The sequence below is a fragment of the Pseudomonas sp. 18-147 genome, assembly GCF_051048045.1.
Taxonomy (GTDB): domain Bacteria; phylum Pseudomonadota; class Gammaproteobacteria; order Pseudomonadales; family Pseudomonadaceae; genus Pseudomonas; species Pseudomonas aeruginosa.
Genome location: NZ_CP182296.1, coordinates 4,160,958 through 4,185,682, shown reverse-complemented (window position 1 = coordinate 4,185,682; position 24,725 = coordinate 4,160,958). Strand labels below are relative to the sequence as shown.

Genomic DNA, 24,725 nt, shown 5'->3' with positions numbered 1-24,725 from the left:
CTGATCTTTTCGGACGTTTCTTCGAGCCTAGCAAGGGTCCGGGTTCACCGAAATCTATCTCATTTGCTAGTTATAAAATTATGAAATTTGCATAAATTCTTCAGCTTCCTATTTGGAGGAAGTGAAGATGATCGTACAAATTGGTCGGCGCGAAGAGTTCGATAAAAAACTGCTGGGCGAGATGCACAAGTTGCGTGCTCAAGTGTTCAAGGAGCGCAAAGGCTGGGACGTTAGTGTCATCGACGAGATGGAAATCGATGGTTATGACGCACTCAGTCCTTATTACATGTTGATCCAGGAAGATACTCCTGAAGCCCAGGTTTTCGGTTGCTGGCGAATTCTCGATACCACTGGCCCCTACATGCTGAAGAACACCTTCCCGGAGCTTCTGCACGGCAAGGAAGCGCCTTGCTCGCCGCACATCTGGGAACTCAGCCGTTTCGCCATCAACTCTGGACAGAAAGGCTCGCTGGGCTTTTCCGACTGTACGCTGGAGGCGATGCGCGCGCTGGCCCGCTACAGCCTGCAGAACGACATCCAGACGCTGGTGACGGTAACCACCGTAGGCGTGGAGAAGATGATGATCCGTGCCGGCCTGGACGTATCGCGCTTCGGTCCGCACCTGAAGATCGGCATCGAGCGCGCGGTGGCCTTGCGCATCGAACTCAATGCCAAGACCCAGATCGCGCTTTACGGGGGAGTGCTGGTGGAACAGCGACTGGCGGTTTCATGACGGGGACCTGTCGGCTCGCGCCGGCGCGTTCTCTGTCGGAGAGGGAGCGCCTGGCGTCGATGCCGAATCCGCTGTAAAGCGAGTCCGACCCGCTCCGGACTCGCTATCAGGCATCCCCGGACCAGGGCGCCGGGCTGCCGAACAGGCGTCCCATGGCGCCACGCAAACCCATTTCCCGCAGTACTTCGAGTTCACCGAGGGTTTCCACCTGTTCCGCGATCAACGGTAGATCGATGCTGTGGGTGGTGCGATAGACCGCTTCGATGAACAACCGCTTGTCGCCTTCCCGGTCGACGGCGTGCAGGTAGCAGCCGTCCAGCTTGAGGTAGGCCAACCCCAGATGGGTAAGGTTGCCGATCAGGCTGAAGCGGCCGCCGAAATGCTGCAGGCCGAGACCGCAGCCCAGTTCGCGCAGGACCTGGCTGAGGCGTTCCAGTTCGGCCGCGGCTGGCAGGTGCCGCTCGTCCAGTTCCAGGGTCAGCTGGCGCGCCTCCTGCGGATGCGCCTTGAGCAGGGCCAGTAGCGGGGCAAACGTCTGCGCATTGCGGACACTGGCGGCCGACAGGCTCAGCGCCAGCGGCCGTGGATGGCGCCGCAGGTGCTCCAGGCTCTGTTCGAGCATCGCCAGGTCCAGGCGCGCGGCCCAGCCGAAACGTTCTATCCAGGGCAGGAAGCGCCCGGCGGCGATGGCCGTGGCCTGCGGGTCGAGCAGACGCGCGAGGACCTTGTGGTGGAGGACGCGCTGGGTGTCCAGGCAGTCCACCACCGGCTGGAAATAGAGCAGCAGGCGGCGCTCCGTCAGGGCCTGGTCGATCCAGTCGTGCCAGTCCTGGCTATCGTTGAGCGCCGCGAGCGCGGTGCCGTCCTGGCTCGCCCAGGGCTGGGCGGGCTGGCTTTCGGCCTGGGCCAGGGCCTGGTCGGCACGGGCCAGGAGATCCGCGGGCGAGTCGCCTTCGGCGAACGCGCTGATACCGAGATAGGCGACCGGCGTGAGATCGCTGGCACCGGTGCGGGCAAGGTTCTCCAGGCCTTCGCAGAGTTCCTCGGCCAGGCGTTCGGCCTGCTCGCGGGAGCAACCGGGAGCCAGCACGGCGAACTCGCCGCCGCGGCTGCGGGCCAGCAGCCAGTCGGCGCGCCCTTGCTGGCCGCAGGAGTCGACCAGCAAGCGGGCGACCGCCTGGATCAATTCATCCGTGCGTTGCCCGCCGAGACGCTGGTTCAGCCCGTTCAGGTCGTTCAGGCGCACCAGCAGGAGCTGCCCGGCATGCTCGTGCTCGCCGGCACCCAGCTGTTCGTTGAGGCGGGCGTCGAACAGGCGCCGGTTGGGCAGGCCGGTGAGACTGTCCTGGTAGGCCTGGGCGCGTAGCTTGTCGCTACGCGCAGCCTCCTCGGCGAACAGCGTGCGAAGTTTCTCCACCATCTGGTTCATCGCCTGCACCACGCGGCGCAGCTCCGGCGTGCGCGGCAGCCTGGGCAGGCTGAGGAATTCCCGCCGGCTGATGGCATGGGCCTGGCGCACCATCTGGTCGAGCGGGCGCAGTTGGCGGCGCAGCAGCCAGCCGCCAAGCAGCAGGCTCGCCGCGCCGCAGGCCAGCAACCAGTAGAGGCTGCCCAGGGCGCTGTCCCACAGGCGCGCCAGGGCGAATTGCGGATGGCTGACCACCTCGACCCGCGCCGCCTGTTCCCAGCCGCGCATGATCAGCGCGTCGCCACCCTGGGGCTGGAGATCCACCAGGCGTTCGAACCAGCCGGGCACCGTACGCTCGGCATGCGCCTGCACGCGCTCGACCAGCGGCTTGCCGCTCTTGATGTCGATCACCCGGATGCTGGCGAAGTAGCCGCTGTCGAAGATCGAGCTGACCATCAGTTGCACCATCGCCGGGTCGTCCACGTGTGGCGTCAGGGACAGGCCGAGGGCGGTGGCGGCGTCCTGGGCGTGGGAGCGCAACTGGCCGCGCAACTGCTCGCGGGAGTTCTCCACGCTGCTGACGAAGCTGCCGCTGAAGGCGACGACGAGGAACAGGCAGATGGCGAGGAACAATTGCTTGAGCAGTGACATTCAATCCTCCTTGGGTGCGTCGAGGTCGAGGCCTTCGGCGCGCATCTTGGTCAGCAGGTCCTGCCAGCGCGACAGCTTCTTGCTGTCGCCGGTCCGGCGTCCGCCGTCGGCGCCGGGCAGCCAGAGGCCCTCGGCATTGAAGGCGTACACCGGCAACAGGTCGTCACGTTGCGAAGCGGGGCGGATCTCGCCGATCAGGTTGTCCAGCACCAGTGGGTCGGCGCCCGGGCTGGCGTACCAGGTCAGCACCATGTGCGCCTGGTTCAGGCGCAGGGCCTTGACGTAGGTGATGCGCAGCTTGTCGCTGGCGACGCCGAGGCGACGCAGGGTCACGTACTTGGCGATGGCGTAGTCCTCGCAGTCGGCGGCGCCCTTGACCAGCGCCTCGACCGGAGTCGCCCAATAGTCTTCCTGTTGCCAGATCTCGATGTCGTCGGTGAAACGCAGCGACCGGTTGAAGAAGTCGTTGACCGCGCGCAGCTTGGCCGCTTCGTCGAGCGTGCCGCCCTGTTCGAGCAGGCGGCCCCAGTCGCCCAGGCGTGATTTCGCCGCGCCCAGCTCGCCGTAGCGCTGCTCGGCACGGCTCAGTATCGACTCCAGGTCCCACTGCGCCAGCGCCGCGCCGACTGCCAGCAGCAATGTCGCCGCCAGCGACAGCAGCCAGGGGGCGTAGGCCCTGGGGCAGGGCCGGCGGGCGCCGGGGGTTGGGGACATCGAGCGGGCTCCGGAAGGACTCAGCGAAGTCTACGAGAGCGCCGGGCGGCCTGCCAGCGCGGGGTGTCCGGCGAAACTGACAGGATTGTCATTCAGGGGTCAGGGTGGGGTCCCGCTGCGCTGCTTATAAAGAAGAACGAAGTCGGCCGCGCGAGGCCGGCCACTGGGAAAGGTGGACAGATGCAGGCGTTGCGCAGTGGTGGGGGACGGGTCCTGGTGGGCGTGCTGGCGGCGGGCCTGGTCGCCTTCGGCGGTTGGGCATGGCTCGGCGGCGACGCCGGGGCGAAGGCGGCGCCCGCGCCGGCCAGGGTCCCGGTGAACGTGGCGCGGGTGGAGCGGCGCGACGTCGAGCAACAGGTCAGCGGCATCGGCACGGTGACTTCGTTGCACAACGTGGTGATCCGCACCCAGATCGACGGCCAGTTGACCCGCCTGCTGGTGAGCGAAGGGCAGATGGTCGAGGCGGGCGAGTTGCTGGCGACCATCGATGACCGCGCCGTCGTCGCCGCGCTGGAGCAGGCTCAGGCCTCCAGGGCGAGCAACCAGGCCCAGCTGAAATCCGCCGAGCAGGACCTGCAACGCTACCGCAGCCTGTATGCCGAGCGTGCGGTGTCGCGCCAACTGCTGGACCAGCAGCAGGCGACGGTCGACCAGTTGCGCGCGACCCTGAAGGCCAACGATGCCACCATCAACGCCGAGCGGGTGCGCCTGTCCTACACCCGGATCACCTCGCCGGTATCCGGCAAGGTCGGTATCCGCAACGTCGATGTCGGCAACCTGGTGCGGGTCGGCGACAGTCTCGGCCTGTTCAGCGTGACCCAGATCGCACCGATCTCCGTAGTCTTCTCCCTGCAACAGGAACAGTTGCCCCAGTTGCAGGCGCTGCTCGGCGGCGAGGCGGCGGTGCGCGCCTACAGCCGCGACGGCGGGAGCGCGCTGGGCGAGGGCCGGTTGCTGACCATCGACAACCAGATCGACAGTTCCACCGGTACCATCCGCGTGCGCGCCTCCTTCGATAACCGCCAGGCCCGGCTCTGGCCCGGGCAGTTCGTCGCGGTGAGCCTGCACACCGGGGTCCGGCGCGACCAGTTGGTGCTGTCGAGCAAAGCGGTGCGCCGCGGCCTGGAGGGCAATTTCGTCTACCGGGTCGCCGCCGACCGGGTCGAGGCGGTGCCAGTGCGGGTGCTCCAGGACATCGACGGCCTCAGTGTGGTGGAAGGCCTGGCCAGCGGTGACCAGGTGGTGGTGGACGGCCACTCGCGGCTGATGCCCGGCGCCCTGGTCGATATCCAGGAGCCGCGCCCGAGCCTGGCTCAGGCGGCGGAGCGGCAGCCGTGACGCCGCGCGCCGGGATTTCCGGCTGGTGCATACGGCACCCGATCGCCACCGCGCTGCTGACCCTGGCCTCGCTGCTGCTGGGGCTGCTGGCGTTCCTCCGGCTCGGTGTGGCGCCGTTGCCGGAGGCGGACTTCCCGACCATCCAGATCAACGCCTTGCTGCCCGGCGGTAGCCCGGAAACCATGGCCTCGTCGGTGGCCACCCCCTTGGAAGTGCAGTTCAGCGCGATTCCCGGGATCACCGAGATGACTTCCAGCAGCGCCCTGGGCACCACCACCCTGACCCTGCAGTTCAGCCTCGACAAGAGCATCGACGTCGCCGCCCAGGAGGTCCAGGCGGCGATCAACGCCGCGGCCGGGCGGCTGCCGGTGGACATGCCGAACCTGCCGACCTGGCGCAAGGTCAACCCGGCGGACAGCCCGATCATGATCCTGCGGGTCAACTCGGAGATGATGCCGCTGATCGAACTCAGCGATTACGCCGAGACCATCCTCGCCCGCCAGCTCAGCCAGGTGAACGGCGTGGGGCAGATCTTCGTGGTCGGCCAGCAGCGCCCGGCGATCCGCATCCAGGCCCAGCCGGAGAAGCTCGCCGCCTACCAGCTGACCCTGGCCGACCTGCGCCAGTCGTTGCAGTCGGCCAGCGTCAACCTGGCCAAGGGCGCGCTCTACGGCGAGGGGCGGGTGTCGACCCTTGCGGCCAACGACCAGTTGTTCAACGCCAGCGACTATGACGACCTGGTGGTCGCCTACCGCCAGGGCGCGCCGGTGTTCCTCAAGGACGTGGCGCGGATCGTCTCGGCGCCCGAGGACGACTACGTGCAGGCCTGGCCGAACGGTGTGCCCGGGGTGGCACTGGTGATCCTCCGCCAGCCTGGGGCGAACATCGTCGATACCGCCGACGCGATCCAGGCCGCATTGCCGCGCCTGCGCGAGATGCTCCCGGCGACCATCGAGGTAGACGTGCTCAACGATCGTACCCGGACCATCCGCTCGTCGCTGCACGAGGTCGAACTGACCCTGCTGCTGACCATTGGCCTGGTGGTGCTGGTGATGGGCCTGTTCCTCCGCCAGCTGTCGGCGACCCTGATCGTCGCCACGGTGCTGGCGGTGTCCCTGAGCGCCAGCTTCGCGGCGATGTACGTGCTCGGCTTCACCCTCAACAACCTGACCCTGGTGGCGCTGATCATCGCCGTCGGCTTCATCGTCGACGACGCCATCGTGGTCGTGGAGAACATCCACCGACACCTGGAAGCGGGCGCCTCGAAGGTCGAGGCGGCGCTCAAGGGCGCGGCGGAGATCGGCTTTACCGTGATTTCCATCAGCTTCTCGCTGATCGCCGCGTTCATTCCCCTGCTGTTCATGGGCGGGATCGTCGGCCGGCTGTTCCGCGAATTCGCGGTCAGCGTGACGGTGGCGATCCTGATCTCGGTGCTCGCTTCGCTGACCCTGGCGCCGATGCTGGCTTCGCGCTTCATGCCGGCATTGCGGCATGCCGACGCGCCGAGAAAGGGCTTCGCCGAATGGCTGACCGGCGGATACGAGCGCGGCCTGCGCTGGGCGCTCGGGCACCAGCGGCTGATGCTGGTCGGCTTCGCCTTTACCGTGCTGGTGGCGGTGGCCGGCTACGTCGGGATTCCCAAGGGTTTCTTCCCCTTGCAGGACACCGCCTTCGTCTTCGGCACGAGCCAGGCTGCCGAGGATATCTCCTACGACGACATGGTCGCCAAGCACCGGCAACTGGCCGAGATCATCGCCAGCGACCCGGCGGTGCAGAGCTACAACCATGCGGTGGGCGTCACCGGCGGTAGCCAGAGCCTGGCCAACGGACGTTTCTGGATCGTCCTCAAGGACCGTGGCGAGCGCGATGTCTCGGTCGGCGAGTTCATCGACCGGCTGCGCCCGCAACTGGCGAAGGTGCCGGGAATCATGCTCTACCTGCGCGCGGCGCAGGACATCAACCTCAGTTCCGGACCCTCGCGGACCCAGTACCAGTACGCCCTGCGCAGCAGCGACAGCACCCAGCTGGCGCTCTGGGCGCAACGCCTCACCGAGCGCCTGAAGCAGGTGCCGGGGCTGATGGATGTGTCCAACGACCTGCAGGTCGGCGCCAGCGTCACCGCGCTGGACATCGACCGGGTGGCCGCGGCGCGTTTCGGCCTCAGCGCCGAGGATGTCAGCCAGACCCTCTACGACGCCTTCGGCCAGCGCCAGGTCGGCGAGTACCAGACCGAGGTCAACCAGTACAAGGTGGTCCTCGAACTCGATGCGCGCCAGCGCGGCCGCGCGGAAAGCCTGGACTGGTTCTACCTGCGCTCGCCGCTGAGCGGCGAGATGGTCCCGCTGTCGGCCATCGCCAAGGTCGCGGCGCCGCGCTCCGGGCCGCTGCAGATCAACCACAACGGCATGTTCCCGGCGGTCAACCTGTCCTTCAACCTGGCTGCCGGGGTGTCCCTCGGCGAGGCGGTGCAGGCGGTGCAGCGCGCCCAGGAGGAGATCGGCATGCCCTCGACCATTATCGGCGTGTTCCAGGGCGCGGCGCAGGCCTTCCAGAGCTCGCTGGCCTCGCAACCGCTGCTGATCCTCGCCGCGCTGATCGCGGTGTACATCATCCTCGGCGTGCTCTACGAGAGTTTCGTACATCCGCTGACGATCCTCTCGACCCTGCCCTCGGCGGGGATCGGCGCGGTGTTCCTGCTCTGGGCCTGGGGCCAGGACTTCTCGATCATGGCGCTGATCGGCATCGTGCTGCTGATCGGCATCGTCAAGAAGAACGGCATCCTCATGGTCGACTTCGCCATCGTCGCCCAGCGCGAGCAGGGCATGAGCGCGGAGCAGGCGATCTACCAGGCCTGCCTGACCCGTTTCCGGCCGATCATGATGACCACCCTGGCCGCGCTGCTGGGCGCGATACCCCTGATGATCGGCTTCGGCACCGGTTCCGAGCTGCGCCAGCCTCTGGGCATCGCGGTGGTCGGCGGGCTGCTGGTGAGCCAGGTGCTGACCCTGTTCAGCACGCCGGTGGTATACCTGGCCCTGGAGCGGCTGTTCCACCGGCGCGGGACGACGACCTCGGACGGCGGAACCGCTGGGGCGACGGCGACATGAGGCGTAACGGACGCGGCTTTCCTGGACGGCGGCGCGTGGCTAGGATGCAGGCAGGCATGCGTCCCGCCCGGGATGCGAAGGCGAACAGAGGATCGGGCGATAGATGCGGGTACTGATTGTCGAGGACGAGGCGAAGACGGCGGACTACCTGAACCGTGGCCTCAGCGAACAGGGGTTCACCGTGGACCTGGCGGACAACGGCATCGACGGTCGCCACCTGGCGCTCCATGGCGAGTACGACGTGATCGTGCTCGACGTGATGCTGCCGGGCGTCGACGGCTACGGCGTTCTGCGGGCGTTGCGCGAGCGGCGGCAGACCCCGGTGATCATGCTCACCGCGCGCGAGCGCGTGGAAGACCGGGTGCGCGGGCTGCGCGAGGGCGCCGACGACTACCTGATCAAGCCGTTCTCCTTCCTCGAACTGGTCGCCCGCCTGCAGGCCCTGACCCGGCGCGGCGGCAACCATGAAAGCCATTCGCAGATGCGCATCGCCGACCTGTCCATCGACCTGCTCAGCCGCAAGGTCTTCCGTGGCAACACCCGTCTGGAGCTGACTGCCAAGGAGTACGCGCTGCTCTGCGTGCTGGCCCAGCGCAGCGGCGAGATCCTGTCGAAGACGGCGATCGCCGAACTGGTCTGGGACATCAACTTCGATACCGACACCAATGTCGTGGAGGTGGCGATCAAGCGCCTGCGCGCCAAGCTCGACGGTCCGTTCGAGAACAAGCTGCTGCATACCATCCGGGGCATGGGCTACGTCCTGGAGAACCGTGCGCTGGCGGAGTCGGGCTGAGGTGGGCATGTCCTTGTCGACCCGCCTGGCGGGAATGTTCGCCGGCGCCGCGGTGGTGATCTTCGCCCTCATCGGCACCATGCTCTATTGCATCCTCGACCGCCAGACCGAGCGCCTGCAGCAGGGCGAGGTGGACGTGCGCTTCAACATGGTCTCGCGGATGCTCGACCATCCCGACCTGGCCGAGCGCTGGCCGCACCTGCAGGGCAAGCTGGACAACCTGAGCCAGGAGTACGAGCTGATCCGTTTCTGGATCGACAGCGACGACCCGCGCTATCACTACGGGCGCTTCAGCGAACCGGTGCAGCGGCTGATCGCCGATGGCGCCGGCCGCTACGAATTGGAGTTGCCGGAGCACCGGTACGCGCTGACTGCGCGGGTCGGCGTGTTGCCGGCGCGCGAGGGGCGGCCGCGGCTGACCTACGTCACCGCCATCGACAGCGCGGCGTTCCATGAGGCGCGGACCTCCACCCTGAAATGGCTGCTCGGCCTGTCCGCCCTCGGTGTGCTGCTGGCCTCGTTGCTTGGCCACTGGATCGCCCGCCTGGGCCTGTGGCCGGTGCATCGGCTGTCCGAGGAGGCCCGGCGGATCAGCCCGCGGCAGTTGTCGCAGCGCTTGCAGCTCTCGCCGCTGCCGGCCGAGCTGCGCGAGCTGGTGGGAGCGTTCAACGGCGCCCTGGACCGCCTGGAGCAGGCCTACGTGCGCCTGGAGTCGTTCAATGCCGACGTCGCCCACGAGCTGCGCACGCCATTGACCAACCTGATCGGCCAGACCCAGGTGGCGTTGTCCCGCGAACGCAGCGGCGAACATTACGAAGAGGTCCTGCAATCCAACCTGGAGGAGCTGGAGCGGCTGCGGGCGATCGTCAACGACATGCTGTTCCTCGCCCGCGCCGACCAGGGACGCCTGGCCTGCGAGCGCGAGGAAACCTCGCTGGCCGGCGAGATCGCCACCACGGTGGATTTCCTCGAGGTGATCTTCGACGAGGCCGGGGTCGGTATCGAGGTGCGTGGCGAGGCCCGCGCGCTGGTCGAGCGCGCCCTGTTCCAGCGGGCGGTGACCAACCTGCTGTACAACGCCGCCCAGCACACCGCCGCCGGCGGCACGCTGCGGGTCGGCGTCGAGCGGCGCGGCGACGAAGTGCGGGTGGCGGTGAGCAACCCCGGCGTGCCGATCGCCGACGAGCACCGCAGGCACCTGTTCGAACGCTTCTATCGGGTCGACGCGGCGCGCAGCAACAGCGAGGCCAACCACGGCCTCGGCCTGTCCATCGTCAAGGCGGTGGCGAGCATGCACGGCGGTTCGGTGTTCGTCGACAGCGCGGACGGCTGGAACACCTTCGGCTTCACCGTGCTGAGCCCCGAGCGGCGCGGGTCCGGCGACCGCTTGCCGCTGGGCGAGGGCGATCCGGCGCTGTCCTGAGCGGGCCATCAGGCGTCGTGCGGCGGGCGGGTCTTCTGGCGGAGGATATAGATGCTGACCAGTACCGCGCTGGTCAGCATGAAGCCCTGGGCCCAGGGGCGTCGGACCAGGTAGCAGGAAAGGGCGATGCTGGCCCACATCAGGCCGATGGCGTAGACCTTGCCCTTGAGCGGGATGCCTTCGCCGTCGAGATAGTCGCGGATCCACGGGCCGAGCCGTGGATGGCCGACCAGCCAGTGGTAGAAGCGCGGCGAGCTGCGCATGAAGCAGGCCGCCGCGAGGAGCAGGAAAGGCGTGGTCGGCAGCACCGGCAGGAAGATGCCGATCACGCCCAGGGCTACGCTTAGGAAACCCACGGCCTGGAGGCTATAGCGCACCCAGGCGCGAGCGCTCGGGCGAATTTCCCGCTGCGCCACCGCGGCGCTCCTTAGTGCGTGCGCGGCTTGAGCAGGGCGGGCTTTTCTTCCGGCGCCTGGCAGAGCAGGAACAGGTTGGTCAGCAGGTCGGGAATCTGCGCGACCATGTCGTCCACCAGGTGGCGGTCGCGGGCGATCTCGTCGAACTCGGGCTGCTCGTCGAACAGGCCGGAGCCGACCATGATAGGCAGCAGCAGCTCGCTGACTTCCTCCTCGGCCTGCTCGAACCAGACTTCCTCGCGAAGGAACACGCCTTCCATGAAGCCGATGCACCAGCCGCGCAGGTCGGAGTCGTCCGGCTCGTCGCCGAGGTCGAGGTCGCAGGGCAGCTCGAGGTCTTCGTCGCTGGCCAGCACGCGGGTGATGTGCGCCTTGAGCTGCTCGAGGGAAGTCTCGATCTCCTGGCGCTCCTCATCGCTGCGGTAGTGCGGCGGTTCGGCGAACAGGGCGTCGATCCACTCCCGCTCCGGCACCTGCTCCGGGCAGATGGAGAGGGCGGTCAGGTAGCCGTGGGTCGCCACGTAGTCCAGCGCTTCTTCGTGCAGGTCATCGGCATCGAGGAAGGCTTGCAGACGGGACAGTTTTTCGGCGAAGGACATCAGGGTACTACCTCGGGAGGGATGCGGCTCTGGATTGTAGTCCAGACGGGACCTGCGGGCAAAGCGAGCGTGCCTGCTGCGGCGCCCTGGCGAGCGTTTCGCGGACGCTCTCGGCGAAGTTGGCCCGGACCTTGCTCCATCCCTTGCGCAAGCCACGATGCAATCCCTTCGCAAATGGAGAATTCCCATGGCCGTCGCCCCTGGTGTGTTGTTGCCGCCGACGCCTGATGTAAAGCCCAAGGCCGCTGCGCCGAAGAGCCAGCAGAAAACGCCTGAGCCCAGTAACGACAAGACTTCCAGCTTCTCCGACATGTATGCCAAGGAGACCGCGAAGAAGCCCGCCGAGCGCGCTGACGGTCCCGCGAAGGGTTCGCGGGACAAGCCACGGGACGCCGGCAAGGACGCCGTCGAAGCGCAGCCGACGGATGCCGCCAGGCAGCCGGCCGTTGCCGAAGACGGCAAGCCTTTGCCGGCCGACGGCCAGGCCAAGGCCGACGGCGAAGATAAAGTCGAAACGCCGGTCGATCCGCTGCAATTGCTCGGCCTCGGCGGTGCCGTACCGTTGCTCGACGAGAATACCCAGGCGACTTTGCTGCCACCGGCCGTGCCGACGGCCAGCAGTGCTCCGGCCAGCCTTACCGAAGCCAGCAGCGACCCGACCCTGGTCAAGCTCAACGGCGTGCCGGCGGTGAACATGGCCCTGGAGCAGGGCGCCCAGGACGCCGCGCAGACGGCGAAAGGCGGGCCGGCGAAGAGCGCCGATCCCCGCCAGGCGAACCTCGGCGATGCCCTTGCCGGCCTGACCTCGGATTCCTTGACCAAGGCCGTCGACGGCAAGGCGCTCGAGGCCCAGTTGCAGCAGACCGCCGAGCCGGCCGTCGCCAGCGCCGCCTCCGAGAGCCTGCTGGAGAGCAAGGCGGAACCCCGCGGTGAACCTTTCGCGGCCAAGCTCAACGGGCTGACTCAGGCCATGGCGCAACAGGCCCTGACCAACCGTCCGGTGAACGGCACGGTGCCCGGCCAGCCGGTGGCGATGCAGCAGAACGGCTGGAGCGAGGCGGTGGTGGACCGGGTGATGTGGATGTCCAGCCAGAACCTGAAGTCGGCGGAGATCCAGCTCGACCCCGCCGAGCTGGGACGCCTGGACGTGCGCATCCACATGACCGCCGACCAGACCCAGGTGACCTTCGCCAGTCCCAACGCCGGCGTTCGCGACGCCCTGGAAAGCCAGATGCACCGGCTGCGCGACATGTTCAGCCAGCAGGGCATGAACCAGCTCGACGTGAACGTCTCCGATCAGTCGCTGGCGCGGGGCTGGCAGGGCCAGCAGCAGGGCGAGGGCGGATCGGCGCGCGGACGCGGCTTGGCCGGCGAGGCCTCGGGCGATGAGGAAACCCTCGCCGGATTCAGCGAGATCCGCAGCCGGCCGGGTGCGTCGGCGGCGCGCGGTCTGGTCGACTACTACGCCTGAGGCGAACGACTGCATTTCCCCTTTGGGCCTCCTGCGGGAGGCCTTTCTTTTTCCGGAGCGGGCAATTTCGCAAAAGACGGGGATGATTTCCTGTGGCCAGGCTGTAATATCCGCGCCGTCTATCATCTCGGACAGCCCTCCGGGGCTGGTCCCAGGAGGCGGGGCGGCGTTGCAGAAATGGCACAACCCTTGCTCTGCCCCTGTGAAACCCTTCATTTGACGCTATAGCGACGGATTTTTGGCATGGCTAAGAAAGAGGCGACACCCGCCGACGCGGGGGCTCCGAGCGGCGGCAAGAGCAAGCTGAAGCTGATCCTGCTGATCGTGGTCGGCCTGCTGCTGGCGATCGGCCTGTCGGTGGGCGGCACCTGGTTCTTCCTCAGCAAGTCGCTGAAGGCCGAGAAGACCGAGGAAGTCGCCAGCGAGGCGGCGAAGCCGGGCAAGCAGCCGGCGCTCTACGAGATCCTGGCGCCGGCCTTCGTCGTCAACTTCAACCAGAACGGCCGGCAGCGCTACATGCAGGTCGGCGTCGCGTTGATGGGGCGCGACAAGGCGCAGATGGACGCATTGCGCGAGCACATGCCGCTGGTTCGCAATAAACTGGTGATGCTGTTCTCGAGTCAGAGTTTCGACTCGCTGGTGACTCCGGTGGGCAAGGAAATGCTCCGCCAGCAGGCGACCGCCGGATTGCAGGAACTGGCCAAGAAGGAAACCGGCCAACTGGCTATCGAACAAGTGTTGTTCACCAATTTCGTGCTGCAGTAGGTATCCCATGGCCGTGCAAGATCTGCTTTCCCAGGATGAAATCGACGCGCTGTTGCACGGCGTCGACGATGGCCTGGTGGAAACCGAAGTCGAGGCGACGCCGGGATCGGTCAAGTCCTATGACCTGACCAGCCAGGACCGCATCGTCCGGGGCCGCATGCCGACCCTGGAGATGATCAATGAGCGTTTCGCCCGCTACACCCGCATCAGCATGTTCAACCTGCTGCGCCGTTCGGCCGACGTCGCGGTCGGCGGCGTGCAGGTGATGAAGTTCGGCGAGTACGTGCACTCGCTGTACGTTCCCACCAGCCTCAACCTGGTGAAGATGAAGCCGCTGCGCGGCACCGCGCTGTTCATCCTCGACGCCAAGCTGGTGTTCAAGCTGGTGGACAACTTCTTCGGCGGCGACGGCCGCCACGCCAAGATCGAGGGCCGCGAGTTCACCCCGACCGAACTGCGGGTGGTGCGGATGGTGCTGGAGCAGGCCTTCGTCGATCTGAAGGAAGCCTGGCAGGCGGTGCTGGAGATGAACTTCGAGTACGTCAACTCGGAGGTCAACCCGGCCATGGCCAACATCGTCAGTCCCAGCGAGGTGGTGGTGGTCTCCACCTTCCACATCGAACTGGACGGCGGTGGCGGCGACCTGCACATCACCATGCCCTATTCGATGATCGAGCCGATCCGCGAGATGCTCGACGCCGGTTTCCAGTCCGACCACGACGACCAGGACGAGCGCTGGATCAAGGCCCTGCGCGAGGACGTGCTGGACGTCCAGGTACCGCTCGGCGCCACCGTGGTCCGCCGCCAGCTCAAGCTGCGCGACATCCTGCACATGCAGCCGGGCGACGTGATCCCGGTGGAGATGCCGGAACACATGGTGATGCGCGCCAACGGCGTGCCCGCCTTCAAGGTCAAGCTGGGCGCCCACAAGGGCAACCTGGCGCTACAGATTCTCGAAGCGGTCGAGCGCTCGCGCTGACCGCTTCCCCCGGAGGAAAGACGAACCATGGCAGACGAAGAAAAAGTGACCACCGAGGAACAGGCACTGGCCGACGAGTGGGCGGCGGCGCTGGCCGAGGCGGGCGACGCCAGCCAGGACGACATCGATGCGCTGATGGCCCAGGGCGGCGCGACTCCCGTGGCGGAGTCGAGTACCCCGCGGGCGCCGATGGAAGAGTTCGGCGCTTCGCCGAAGGCACCGACCATTTCCGGCCTGGAGGGGCCCAACCTGGATGTGATCCTGGACATCCCGGTGACCATTTCCATGGAGGTCGGGCATACCGACATCAGCATCCGCAACCTGCTGCAGCTCAACCAGGGGTCGGTGATCGAACTCGATCGCCTGGCCGGCGAGCCGCTGGACGTACTGGTCAACGGCACCCTGATCGCCCACGGCGAGGTGGTGGTAGTGAACGAGAAGTTCGGCATCCGCCTGACCGACGTGATCAGTCCCAGCGAACGCATCAAGAAGCTGCGCTGACATGCGTCGCTACCTGTTCGCCGGCTTCCTGCCGGCACTCGCCTCGCTGAGCGCGCCGCTGTGCGCCGCCGAGGGGACGACGGGTGCCGCCGCGCCGACGGTGGGCGCCGCTTCCGGCGCCGCCGCGCAACTGGCCCAACTGGTGCTCGGCCTGGGCCTGGTGATCGGCCTGATCTTCCTGCTCGCCTGGCTGGTGCGCCGGGTGCAACAGGCCGGTCCGCGCGGCAACCGCTTGATCCGCACCCTTGCCAGCCAGCCGCTGGGTCCGCGCGACCGGCTGGTGCTGGTGCAGGTCGGTGAGGAGCAGATCCTGCTCGGCCTGACGCCCGGCCGGATCACGCCGTTGCACGTGCTCAAGGAGCCGGTACACCTGCCGGACGGCGAGCCGGCCACGCCGGAATTCGCCCAGCGCCTGCTGGAGCTGCTGAACAAGGACCCCAAGGGCAAGCCATGACTCCGCGCATCTCCCTGGCCGGCGCGCTCGCCGCGCTCTGCCTTCTGCTGCTGGCGCCGTGGCCGGCGCTGGCCGCCGACCCGACATCGATCTCGGCGATCACCGTGACCACCAACGGCCAGGGCCAGCAGGAGTATTCGGTCAGCCTGCAGATCCTGCTGATCATGACCGCGCTGAGCTTCATCCCGGCGTTCGTCATGCTGATGACCAGCTTCACCCGGATCATCATCGTCTTCTCCATCCTGCGCCAGGCGCTGGGCCTGCAATCGACGCCGTCGAACCAGGTGCTGGTGGGGCTGGCGCTGTTCCTGACCATGTTCGTCATGGCCCCGGTGTTCGACAAGATCAACAGCCAGGCCCTGCAGCCCTACCTGAACGAGCAGATTCCCGCCCAGGAAGCCCTGCAAAAGGCCGAGGTACCGCTGAAGGCGTTCATGCTGGCGCAGACTCGCACCTCCGACCTGGAGCTGTTCGTCCGCCTGTCCAAGCGCACCGACATCGGCAGCCCGGAGGCGACGCCGCTGACCATCCTGGTCCCGGCCTTCGTCACGTCCGAGCTGAAGACCGCGTTCCAGATCGGCTTCATGATCTTCATCCCGTTCCTGATCATCGACCTGGTGGTGTCCAGCGTGCTGATGGCGATGGGCATGATGATGCTGTCGCCGCTGATCATTTCCCTGCCGTTCAAGATCATGCTGTTCGTCCTGGTGGATGGCTGGGCGCTGATCATCGGGACGCTGGCGGGCAGTTTCGGCACCGTCTAGCGGTGCCGCCGGCTTGACGCGCCGCTGGCGCGCTGGAGAGAGACATGACCCCTGAGGTGGCACTCGACCTGTTCCGCGAGGCGTTGTGGCTGACGGCGATGATCGTCGGCGTGCTGGTGGTTCCGAGCCTGCTGGTCGGTCTCGTGGTGGCGATGTTCCAGGCCGCCACCCAGATCAACGAACAGACCCTGAGCTTCCTGCCGCGCCTGATGGTGATCCTGCTCACCCTGATCGTGCTGGGTCCCTGGCTGCTGCGGCAGCTGATGGAATACACCCAGACGCTGATCGGCAACATCCCGCTGCTGATCGGCTGATGCTGGAGCTGACCAACGCGCAGATCGGCGGCTGGATCGCCAGCTTCGTGCTGCCGCTGTTCCGGGTCGCGGCGCTGCTGATGACCATGCCGGTGATCGGCACCCAGCTGGTGCCGGTGCGGGTGCGACTGTACCTGGCGCTGGGCGTCTGCGTGGTGCTGGTGCCGAACCTGCCGCCGATGCCGCAGGTGGACGCGCTGAGCATGAAGGCCATGCTGCTGATCGGCGAGCAGATCCTGGTCGGCGCCTTGCTCGGCTTTTCCCTGCAGTTGCTGTTCCACGCCTTCGTGATCGCCGGGCAGATCATCTCGATGCAGATGGGCCTGGGCTTCGCTTCCATGGTCGACCCGGCCAACGGCGTCTCGGTGCCGGTGCTCGGCCAGTTCTTCACCATGCTGGTGACGCTGCTGTTCCTGGCGATGAACGGACACCTGGTAGTGTTCGAGGTAATCGCCGAGAGCTTCGTCACCCTGCCGGTGGGCGAGGGCCTGAGCGGCAACCATTTCTGGATCATCGCCGGCAAGCTCGGCTGGGTGATGGGCGCGGCACTGCTGCTGGCGCTGCCGGCGATCACCGCGCTGCTGGTGGTGAACCTCGCCTTCGGCGCCATGACCCGCGCGGCGCCGCAACTGAACATCTTCTCCATCGGCTTTCCGTTGACCCTGGTGCTGGGCCTGGTGATCCTCTGGATCGGCACCGCCGACCTGCTCAGCCAGTACCAGGTGCTGGCCGGCGAGGCCCTGCAATTCCTCCGTGAACTGGTGCGGGCGAAATAGCCATGGCCGAGAGCGAAAGCGGGCAGGACAAGACAGAGGAACCCACGGAGAAACGCCGCCGCGAGGCGCGCGAGAAAGGGCAGTTGCCGCGTTCGCGGGAGCTGAACACCCTGGCCATCCTCATGGCCGGCGCCGGCGGCCTGCTGATCTACGGCGCCGACCTGGCGGGCGCCCTGTTGCGCCTGATGCGCAGCAATTTCGAGCTGTCCCGGGAAACCGCGATGAATACCGAGAGCATGCTGCAATTGCTCGGCGCTTCGGCCTACCTGGCTGCCCAGGGGCTCTGGCCGATCCTGCTGATGCTGCTGGTGGCGGCGATCGTCGGGCCGATCGCCCTCGGCGGCTGGCTGTTCTCGATGGACGCCCTGCAACCCAAGTTCAGCCGGCTCAACCCGCTGTCGGGGCTGAAGCGGATGTTTTCCGCCAAGTCGCTGCTCGAACTGAGCAAGGCGCTGATCAAGTTCCTGGTGGTGCTGGCGGTGGCCCTGCTGGTGCTCTCCGCCGACCGCGACGCCCTCCTGGCGCTGGCGCACCAGCCGCTCGAGCAGGCGATCCTGCACAGCGTGCGGGTGGTCGGCTGGAGCGCCTTCTGGATGGCCTGCAGCCTGCTGCTGATCGCCGCGGTGGACGTGCCCTACCAGATCTGGGACAACCGCCAGAAGCTGCTGATGACCAAGCAGGAAGTCCGCGACGAATACAAGGACTCCGAGGGCAAGCCCGAGGTCAAGTCGAAGATCCGCCAGATGCAGCGCGAGATGGCGCAGAGACGGATGATGGCGGCGGTGCCGGAGGCCGACGTGGTGATCACCAACCCGACCCACTTCGCCGTAGCCCTGAAGTACGACCCGGCGGGCGGCGGGGCGCCGCTGCTGCTGGCCAAAGGCAACGATTTCCTGGCCCTGAAGATCCGCGAGGTGGCCCAGGAGCACAAGGTGATGGTCATGGAGTCGCCGGCGCTGGCGCGAGCGGTGTACTACTCCACCGAGCTGGACCAGGAGATTCCCGCCGGGCTCTATCTCGCCGTGGCCCAGGTGCTGGCCTATGTCTACCAGCTCAAGCAGTACCAGGCCGGCAAGGGCAAGCGGCCGAGCCCGTTGAAGGACCTGCCGATCCCGCCGGACCTGCGTCGCGACGAGTGACCTGGCTGGAGCTACGCGCCGCGCTGTGGCAGCCTTGGCCGATACCCGCTCGGGATGAGAGCTTTGCCGTTCATGGATCGAACCTTGTCTGATCGTATTTTCCCGCCTGTCCTCCTGTTGCTCGCCCTGGCCTGGCTGCTGCCCTGGATGCCTGCGCACGCCGAAGCGCCGGCGGAATGGGTCGCCTTGCCCCTGTCGGAGCGGGTGGTGGATGCCACCCACACGCTGGACGAGGCGACGCGCCAACGCCTGGTGGAGAAGCTCGAGGCGCTGGAGCGGCGACGCGGTGCGCAGATCGCGGTGGTGATGCTGCCGACTACCGGTACCCTCGATATCGAAGCCTTCTCCGACAAGTTGTTCCAGGCCTGGAAGCTCGGCCGCAAGGCGGTCGACGACGGTCTGCTGCTGGTGGTGGCCAAGGATGACCGGCGCATGCGCATCGAGGTCGGCTACGGCCTGGAGGGTGCGGTGCCCGATGTGGTCGCCGGACGGATCATTCGCGAGCGGATGGCTCCGGCATTTCGCGAGGGTGACTACGCCGGCGGGATCGAGGCCGCGGTGGACGAGCTGATCCGCCTGGTCGACGGCGAAACGCTGCCGGCGGCCGCGTCGTCGGGTGCGCCGAAAGTCTCGCTGGGGCAATTGCCGGCGGAAGCCTGGGCGCTGCTGGTCGCCTTCATCTACGGATCGTTGGCCGGAGTGCTGTTGAGTGCCCGGGCGCTGCGCTGGCCCTGGCTGCTCGGCGGGGCGCTGCTCTGCTGGCTGTTGGGCACGCTGGCCGGCGCTTCCGGCGAATGGATGAGCGTGCTGCTGGTCGCTCCGCTGTGCATGCTGGTCGGCGGCGCGACCTTCGGCGCGCTGTGGACGGTGCGCCCGGCCTTCTACCTAGTGATCGGCGTACTGGTCTATGTAGCCCTGCTCGGGCTGGCGGCGCATTGGTTCAGCGCGGTGTCCTTCATCTACGGCCTGCTGTGGCCGGCCGGGGTGCTGATGCTGGCGGTTCTCTGCTGGTCGAACTACCGCCTGATGCGCTCGCTGTGGCGCGAGCGGCGGAAAAGTTTCCACCGCCGACTATGGGCGTTGCTGGCGGCCTACCTGCTGCTCGGATTGCTGTCCGGTGGCCTGGACGCACCGCTGGTCTGGCTGGCCCTGCTACCGTTCCAGCTCATGCTCGGGCTGCTGGTGTTCGGCCAGGTACGCCTGAGTGGGGGTGGTGGAGGCTCGTCGGGAAGCTCCGGCGGCGGTTCCTCCTCCTCTTCCTCCTCGTCGTCCGGCGGCTTTTCCGGGGGCGGTGGTTCCAGCGGCGGAGGCGGTGCCTCGGGCAGTTGGTAATGGGTTCCCGTTCATTTCATTCGGAGACAAGGATGTCTGCAATCACGCGTTATCTCGCCATGCTTCGCCTGTTCGGCATGCTGCTCTGCGCCGCCGCGATTCCCTCCGTTGCCACCGCGACGGTGCCGGTCACCGTCGCGGTGGCAGCGTCCGATGTCGAGGAGGAGGCCGAGGCAGCGCGCGATGCGGGCTACGAGTCCGCGGAGGTTCCAGCGCTGGCGCGGCGGGTGACCGACCTTACCGCGACCCTCGACGCCGCCGGGCGTGCCCGCCTGGAAGCTTCGCTGGCCGCGCTGGAGGCCCGGAAGGGTGCCCAGGTAGCGATCCTGATGGTGCCCAGCACCTATCCGGACAGCATCGAGGCCTATGCGACGCGGGTCTTCGAGGCGTGGAAGCTGGGGCGCAAGGGGATCGATGACGGCGTCCTGGTGCTGGTGGCGAAGGACGACCGGCGCATGCGCATCGAAGTCGGTTATGGCCTGGAAGGAACGATCACCGACATCGATGCCGGGCGGATCATCCGCGAATACATGACCCCTGCGTTCCGTCAGCAAGACTACGCCGGCGGCCTGGAAGCGGCGGCGCAGCGCCTGGTACGACTGATCGACGGCGAGGCGTTGCCGCCGCCGCCGCGCGACCCGCTGGAGCCCGGCGCGGTACGGCAGACCCTGGCTATCGCATTCCTGCTCGGCGCTCTCGGCGGGGTGGCGCTGCTGGTACGTCCGCGCGCCTGGTACTGGACCCTGGGGGCGGTAGTGGCGCTCGCTGCGGCGCTGGCACTGGGGCGGCACTGGCCGGCAGGGGCGATGGTGGCGCTGGCGGAGATGGTGGCGGTCCTGGGCGTCGGCTTCGGCGCGTTGCTCAAGTATTCGCGCGGTGCCCGCTGGTTCTTCGCCATTCTTGTGCTCTATGCGCTGGGGCTGTTCTGGGCCTACCGCCGTTATGGCCTGCCGGTGCTCCATTACGGATTGGCCGTGCCGCTTTCGCTGGGACTGACCCTGCTGATGCTGGCCGGTGCCTGGCAGGGGCTGCGCAGAGGACGGCGCTGGGCCTACCTGCCGGGCCTGCTCGGCCTGCTGCTGACCCTGGCCCTGGAGTGCCTGCTGTTGCTGGTGGACGACCCGCTGAACAGCATCGAGGCGCTGATCATCCTGCCCGCCGCTTGCCTGCCGCTGCTCATCGGTTGCAATTTCAGCGCCGGCGGCTCGGGGGGAGGGCGTCGACGCGGCGGCGATTACGCTAGCTCATCGGGTTCCTCGTCGTCGAGTTCGTCCAGTTCGTCTTCGGACTCGTTCTCCGGCGGCGGAGGCTCGAGTGGCGGCGGTGGCGCCTCCGGTAGTTGGTGATTGGCGAAAACCCTTTTCAATCAATGAATTGAAAAGTTGGAACGGTTCCTGCAATGACCCGCCCGACGCGCATTCCGGCGTCAAAAGTTTGTTCGGCGCCCACCCACGGGCGCCATACGCAGGGCAGGGGAGTCGAGAGTGGATCGCACGCAACTGATCAGCAATGTGCGCAGCAACCTGGCGGGACTGGGGCGCGGCAGCCTCGGCGTGCCGGTCCTGCTGCTGGCCATGCTGGCGATGATGACCCTGCCGATCCCGCCATTCCTGCTGGACGTGCTGTTCACCTTCAACATCGCCCTGTCCATCGTCGTCCTGCTGGTCTGCGTGTACGCCCTGCGGCCGCTGGACTTCGCCGTGTTCCCGACCATCCTGCTGGTGGCGACCCTGTTGCGCCTGGCGCTGAACGTTGCCTCGACCCGCGTGGTGCTGCTCCACGGCCACGACGGCCATGGCGCCGCAGGCAAGGTGATCCAGGCCTTCGGCGAAGTGGTGATCGGCGGCAACTACGTGGTCGGGGTGGTGGTGTTCGCGATCCTCATGATCATCAACTTCGTGGTGGTGACCAAGGGCGCCGGGCGGATTTCCGAAGTCAGCGCGCGCTTCACCCTGGATGCCATGCCCGGCAAGCAGATGGCCATCGACGCCGACCTCAACGCCGGCCTGATCGAGCAGGAGGAAGCCAAGAAGCGCCGCAGCGAGGTGGCCCAGGAGGCCGACTTCTACGGTTCGATGGACGGTGCCAGCAAGTTCGTCCGCGGCGACGCCATCGCCGGCCTGCTGATTCTCTTCATCAACCTGATCGGCGGCGTCGCCATCGGCATGATCCAGCATTCGATGTCCTTCGGCGATGCCGGCAAGGTCTACGCCCTGCTGACCATCGGTGACGGCCTGGTGGCACAACTGCCGTCGCTGCTGCTGTCGACCGCGGCGGCGATCATGGTGACGCGGGTCTCCAGTTCCGAGGACATGGGCCAGCAGGTCAACCGGCAGATGTTCGCCTCGCCCAAGGCGCTGGCGATCTCCGCGGCGATCCTGATCGCCATGGGCGCCGTGCCGGGCATGCCGCACGTTTCCTTCATCGGCCTCGGCGCCCTGGCCGGTGCTGCCGCCTACTGGATCTGGCACCGGCAGAACAAGGCCAAGCAGGTCGCCGAGCAGGAGGTGCAGCGCCAGCAGGAGCTGCTGCCGGCGCAGCGCGCCCAGGAGGTCAAGGAACTGGGTTGGGACGACGTCACCCCGGTGGACATGGTCGGCCTGGAAGTCGGCTACCGGTTGATCCCGCTGGTCGACCGCAACCAGGGCGGGCAACTGCTGGCGCGGATCAAGGGCGTACGCAAGAAGCTGTCCCAGGAGCTGGGCTTCCTGATGCCCTCGGTGCACATCCGCGACAACCTCGACCTGCTGCCCAACGCCTACCGTCTGACCCTGATGGGGGTCAGCGTGGCCGAAGCGGAGATCTATCCCGATCGCGAGCTGGCGATCAACCCCGGCCAGGTATTCGGCAGCCTCAACGGCATCGCCGGCAAGGACCCGGCCTTCGGCCTGGAGGCGGTATGGATCGAGCCCGGCCAGCGCGACCAGGCGCAGTCGCTGGGCTACACCGTGGTGGATGCGAGCACCGTGGTCGCCACTCACCTGAACCAGGTGCTGCACAAGCACGCCCACGAGCTGCTGGGCCATGAAGAAGTGCAACAGCTCCTGCAATTGCTCGCGCGCAGCTCGCCGAAGCTGGCGGAAGAGCTGGTGCCGGGGCTGATTTCCCTGTCCACCCTGCTCAAGGTCCTGCAGGCGCTGCTCCAGGAGCAGGTGCCGGTGCGCGACATCCGTACCATCGCCGAGGCCATCGCCAACGTCGCTCCACGGAGTCAAGATCCCGGCGCGATGGTCGCCGCGGTTCGCGTCGCGTTGTCCCGCGCAATCGTGCAAAGCATTGTCGGGCTTGAGCCGGAGCTGCCTGTGATCACGCTCGAGCCGAGGTTGGAACAGATTTTGCTGAACAGCATGCAGAAGGCCGGACAAGGCTCCGAGGACGGCATGTTGCTGGAGCCGGGGATGGCCGAGAAGCTGCAACGCTCGCTGATCGAGAGCGCACAACGCCAGGAGATGCTCGGTAAGCCGGCGATCCTGCTGGTTGCCGGACCGATCCGCTCGATGATGTCGCGCTTCGCGCGGATGGCGGTGCCCAGCATGCATGTGCTGGCCTACCAGGAAATCCCGGACAACAAGCAAGTCACCATCGTCGCGACGGTGGGACAGAACTGAACGAGGGCTGCGCCGGCTCCAGGGCCGGCACACCGGGCAACCTGAGGTTGCCGGCAAGACTACTGAACTGAGGGGTTCGGGCAATGCAAGTCAAACGCTTCTTCGCCGCCGATATGCGCCAGGCCATGAAACTGGTCCGCGACGAACTGGGTCCGGACGCCGCGATTCTCGGCAACCGCCGGGTCGCCGGCGGCATCGAGCTGACCGCGGCGCTGGATTACCAGGCCCCGCCGGCGCCGAGCAAGCCCAACCCGGCGCTGGAAGTGGAGCTGCGCAAGACCCAGGCGCGGATCGCAGAGGCGCGCGCCGAGTTGACGGCGCGTCCGGCGGAAACCCAGCGCAAGGACCGTCAATTGTTCGCCGAGGAGAAGCCGGCGCGTCCGTCCCTGGCCGAGTCCATGACGGCGGCGCAGGCCAAGCCCCAGGCGGGCGGCCAGACCCTCGAGGCAATGCGTTTCGAACTGAACGGCCTGCGCGAGCTGATCGAGGTACAACTGGGTTCCATCGCCTGGGGCCAGTTGCAGCACCAGCGTCCGCAGCAGGCCAATCTCTGGCGGCGCCTGCAGCGCATGGGCTTGCCGGCGGAGCTGAGCAAGCCGTTGCTGGAGCGGGTCGCCGCGGTGGGCGATACGCGCCAGGCCTGGCGCATGCTGTTGGCGCACCTGTCGCGTGCCGTGCAGACCCCCGAGCAGGACCCGCTCGACGCGGGCGGCGTACTGGCCCTGGTCGGCCCGGCAGGTGCCGGCAAGACCACCACCCTGGCGAAGATGGCCGCGCGCTACGTCCTCAAGTACGGCGCCCAGAGCCTGGCGCTGGTGAGCATGGACAGCTACCGGATCGGCGCCCAGGAGCAGATCAAGACCCTCGGTCGGATCCTCAACGTACCGGTGACCCTGGTCGATCCCGGCCAGTCGCTGATCCAGGCCCTGGCGCCGCTGGCGCGCAAGCGCATGGTGCTGATCGATACCGCCGGCCTGCCGGCCAGCGACCCGGCATTGCGCATGCAGCTCGAGGCACTGGCGTCGCCGAGCCTGAACGTGAAGAATTACCTGGTGATGGCCACCACCAGCCAGAGCCAGGTGCTCAAGTCGGCCTACCAGACCTATCGGCACTGCGGGCTGGCGGGTTGCATCCTGACTAAGCTGGACGAGGCGGGCAGCCTCGGTGAATCGATGGCGCTGGCTATCGCCCAGCGTCTCCCGGTAGCCTATCTGGCGGATGGGCCGCGGATTCCGGACGACCTGCAGGTGGCGCGCAGTCACCAACTGGTCAGCCGGGCGGTGAGCCTGCAGGCACCGGAAGAGCCCAGCGAGGACGCCATGGCCGAGATGTTCGCCGGGCTCTACCAGCAACCGGCGCGGCGTGCCGGCTGAGGACGTGGGAAGAACCGCGCGTGGCGCGGGTGACGGAAGCGAAGGTGGCTTCCGCCGGGCCGGGAGC

22 protein-coding genes are annotated in these 24,725 nt (G+C 67.2%); 18 read left to right on the top strand and 4 right to left on the bottom strand.

Annotation, left to right across the window (positions count from 1 at the left end):
• Positions 1–127: 127 nt before the first annotated feature.
• Positions 128–733, top strand: coding sequence for an acyl-homoserine-lactone synthase LasI (gene lasI, locus ACM0M4_RS19805; RefSeq protein ID WP_003083017.1), 606 nt, complete (start codon positions 128–130; stop codon positions 731–733).
• A gap of 106 nt (positions 734–839) precedes the next feature.
• Here lasI and lapD read toward each other — a convergent pair whose 3' ends face one another.
• Together lapD and lapG are read right to left on the bottom strand one after the other, a co-directional pair.
• A complete protein-coding gene (lapD, locus tag ACM0M4_RS19800; RefSeq protein ID WP_003118676.1) occupies positions 840–2,792 on the bottom strand; it encodes a cyclic di-GMP receptor LapD in 1,953 nt (650 codons plus the stop codon).
• Positions 2,793–3,506, bottom strand: coding sequence for a cysteine protease LapG (gene lapG / locus ACM0M4_RS19795; protein ID WP_003083022.1), 714 nt, complete (start codon positions 3,504–3,506; stop codon positions 2,793–2,795). It lies immediately after the preceding gene.
• A 180-nt stretch (positions 3,507–3,686) separates the two neighbouring features.
• Between lapG and mexM the strand changes: the two genes are divergently transcribed.
• The 4 genes from mexM to ACM0M4_RS19775 all read left to right on the top strand — a co-directional run bounded on the left by mexM (position 3,687) and on the right by ACM0M4_RS19775 (position 10,167).
• The gene (mexM, locus tag ACM0M4_RS19790; RefSeq protein ID WP_003083025.1) at positions 3,687–4,844 is read left to right on the top strand and encodes a multidrug efflux RND transporter periplasmic adaptor subunit MexM; all 1,158 of its coding nucleotides are present in this window, start codon (positions 3,687–3,689) and stop codon (positions 4,842–4,844) included.
• Entirely contained in the window at positions 4,841–7,951 is a 3,111-nt protein-coding gene (mexN, locus tag ACM0M4_RS19785) for a multidrug efflux RND transporter permease subunit MexN (protein ID WP_003124936.1), read from the top strand. Before mexM ends, mexN begins: the two co-directional genes overlap by 4 nt.
• Before the next feature lie 103 nt (positions 7,952–8,054).
• Entirely contained in the window at positions 8,055–8,744 is a 690-nt protein-coding gene (locus tag ACM0M4_RS19780) for a heavy metal response regulator transcription factor (protein ID WP_003083028.1), read from the top strand.
• Positions 8,722–10,167 (top strand): sensor histidine kinase, encoded by a 1,446-nt coding sequence (locus ACM0M4_RS19775; RefSeq protein ID WP_003122945.1) that lies wholly within the window; start codon positions 8,722–8,724, stop codon positions 10,165–10,167. Before ACM0M4_RS19780 ends, ACM0M4_RS19775 begins: the two co-directional genes overlap by 23 nt.
• A gap of 8 nt (positions 10,168–10,175) precedes the next feature.
• Here the strand turns inward: ACM0M4_RS19775 and ACM0M4_RS19770 are convergent, their stop codons facing one another.
• Both ACM0M4_RS19770 and ACM0M4_RS19765 read right to left on the bottom strand, forming a co-directional pair.
• Positions 10,176–10,583 (bottom strand): YbaN family protein, encoded by a 408-nt coding sequence (locus ACM0M4_RS19770; protein ID WP_003087079.1) that lies wholly within the window; start codon positions 10,581–10,583, stop codon positions 10,176–10,178.
• 11 nt (positions 10,584–10,594) lie between these two features.
• Positions 10,595–11,182, bottom strand: a complete 588-nt coding sequence (locus ACM0M4_RS19765) for a YecA family protein (RefSeq protein ID WP_003083037.1) — start codon at positions 11,180–11,182, stop codon at positions 10,595–10,597.
• A 187-nt stretch (positions 11,183–11,369) separates the two neighbouring features.
• Here ACM0M4_RS19765 and ACM0M4_RS19760 point away from each other — a divergent pair, with 187 nt between their 5' ends.
• The 13 genes from ACM0M4_RS19760 to flhF all read left to right on the top strand — a co-directional run bounded on the left by ACM0M4_RS19760 (position 11,370) and on the right by flhF (position 24,658).
• Positions 11,370–12,653, top strand: a complete 1,284-nt coding sequence (locus ACM0M4_RS19760; RefSeq protein WP_010793986.1) for a flagellar hook-length control protein FliK — start codon at positions 11,370–11,372, stop codon at positions 12,651–12,653.
• 243 nt (positions 12,654–12,896) lie between these two features.
• Positions 12,897–13,418 carry a flagellar basal body-associated protein FliL gene (gene fliL, locus ACM0M4_RS19755; protein ID WP_003083042.1) on the top strand — a complete coding sequence of 174 codons (522 nt, stop codon included), beginning with the start codon at positions 12,897–12,899 and terminating at the stop codon, positions 13,416–13,418.
• Between the two features lie 7 nt (positions 13,419–13,425).
• Positions 13,426–14,397 (top strand): flagellar motor switch protein FliM, encoded by a 972-nt coding sequence (fliM, locus tag ACM0M4_RS19750; RefSeq protein ID WP_003083045.1) that lies wholly within the window; start codon positions 13,426–13,428, stop codon positions 14,395–14,397.
• 27 nt (positions 14,398–14,424) lie between these two features.
• Complete coding sequence (fliN, locus tag ACM0M4_RS19745) at positions 14,425–14,898, top strand: flagellar motor switch protein FliN (protein ID WP_003118680.1); 474 nt, start codon at positions 14,425–14,427, stop codon at positions 14,896–14,898.
• 1 nt (position 14,899) lies between these two features.
• A complete protein-coding gene (gene fliO / locus ACM0M4_RS19740; RefSeq protein ID WP_003083051.1) occupies positions 14,900–15,352 on the top strand; it encodes a flagellar biosynthetic protein FliO in 453 nt (150 codons plus the stop codon).
• On the top strand, positions 15,349–16,116 hold the full coding sequence (fliP, locus tag ACM0M4_RS19735; RefSeq protein ID WP_003083052.1) for a flagellar type III secretion system pore protein FliP: 768 nt from the start codon (positions 15,349–15,351) through the stop codon (positions 16,114–16,116). Before fliO ends, fliP begins: the two co-directional genes overlap by 4 nt.
• A gap of 44 nt (positions 16,117–16,160) precedes the next feature.
• Positions 16,161–16,430: a flagellar biosynthesis protein FliQ gene (fliQ, locus tag ACM0M4_RS19730; protein ID WP_003083053.1), complete on the top strand. Its 270-nt coding sequence runs from the start codon at positions 16,161–16,163 to the stop codon at positions 16,428–16,430.
• Positions 16,430–17,206, top strand: a complete 777-nt coding sequence (fliR, locus tag ACM0M4_RS19725; protein WP_003083054.1) for a flagellar biosynthetic protein FliR — start codon at positions 16,430–16,432, stop codon at positions 17,204–17,206. Before fliQ ends, fliR begins: the two co-directional genes overlap by 1 nt.
• A gap of 2 nt (positions 17,207–17,208) precedes the next feature.
• Entirely contained in the window at positions 17,209–18,345 is a 1,137-nt protein-coding gene (flhB, locus tag ACM0M4_RS19720) for a flagellar biosynthesis protein FlhB (protein ID WP_003083056.1), read from the top strand.
• Between the two features lie 72 nt (positions 18,346–18,417).
• A complete protein-coding gene (locus ACM0M4_RS19715) occupies positions 18,418–19,677 on the top strand; it encodes a TPM domain-containing protein (protein WP_003083057.1) in 1,260 nt (419 codons plus the stop codon).
• A gap of 32 nt (positions 19,678–19,709) precedes the next feature.
• Positions 19,710–21,023 carry a TPM domain-containing protein gene (locus ACM0M4_RS19710; RefSeq protein ID WP_023129013.1) on the top strand — a complete coding sequence of 438 codons (1,314 nt, stop codon included), beginning with the start codon at positions 19,710–19,712 and terminating at the stop codon, positions 21,021–21,023.
• Between the two features lie 138 nt (positions 21,024–21,161).
• Positions 21,162–23,285: a flagellar biosynthesis protein FlhA gene (gene flhA / locus ACM0M4_RS19705; protein WP_003083059.1), complete on the top strand. Its 2,124-nt coding sequence runs from the start codon at positions 21,162–21,164 to the stop codon at positions 23,283–23,285.
• Between the two features lie 83 nt (positions 23,286–23,368).
• Positions 23,369–24,658: a flagellar biosynthesis protein FlhF gene (flhF, locus tag ACM0M4_RS19700; protein ID WP_003083061.1), complete on the top strand. Its 1,290-nt coding sequence runs from the start codon at positions 23,369–23,371 to the stop codon at positions 24,656–24,658.
• The last annotated feature ends 67 nt before the right edge of the window (positions 24,659–24,725 follow it).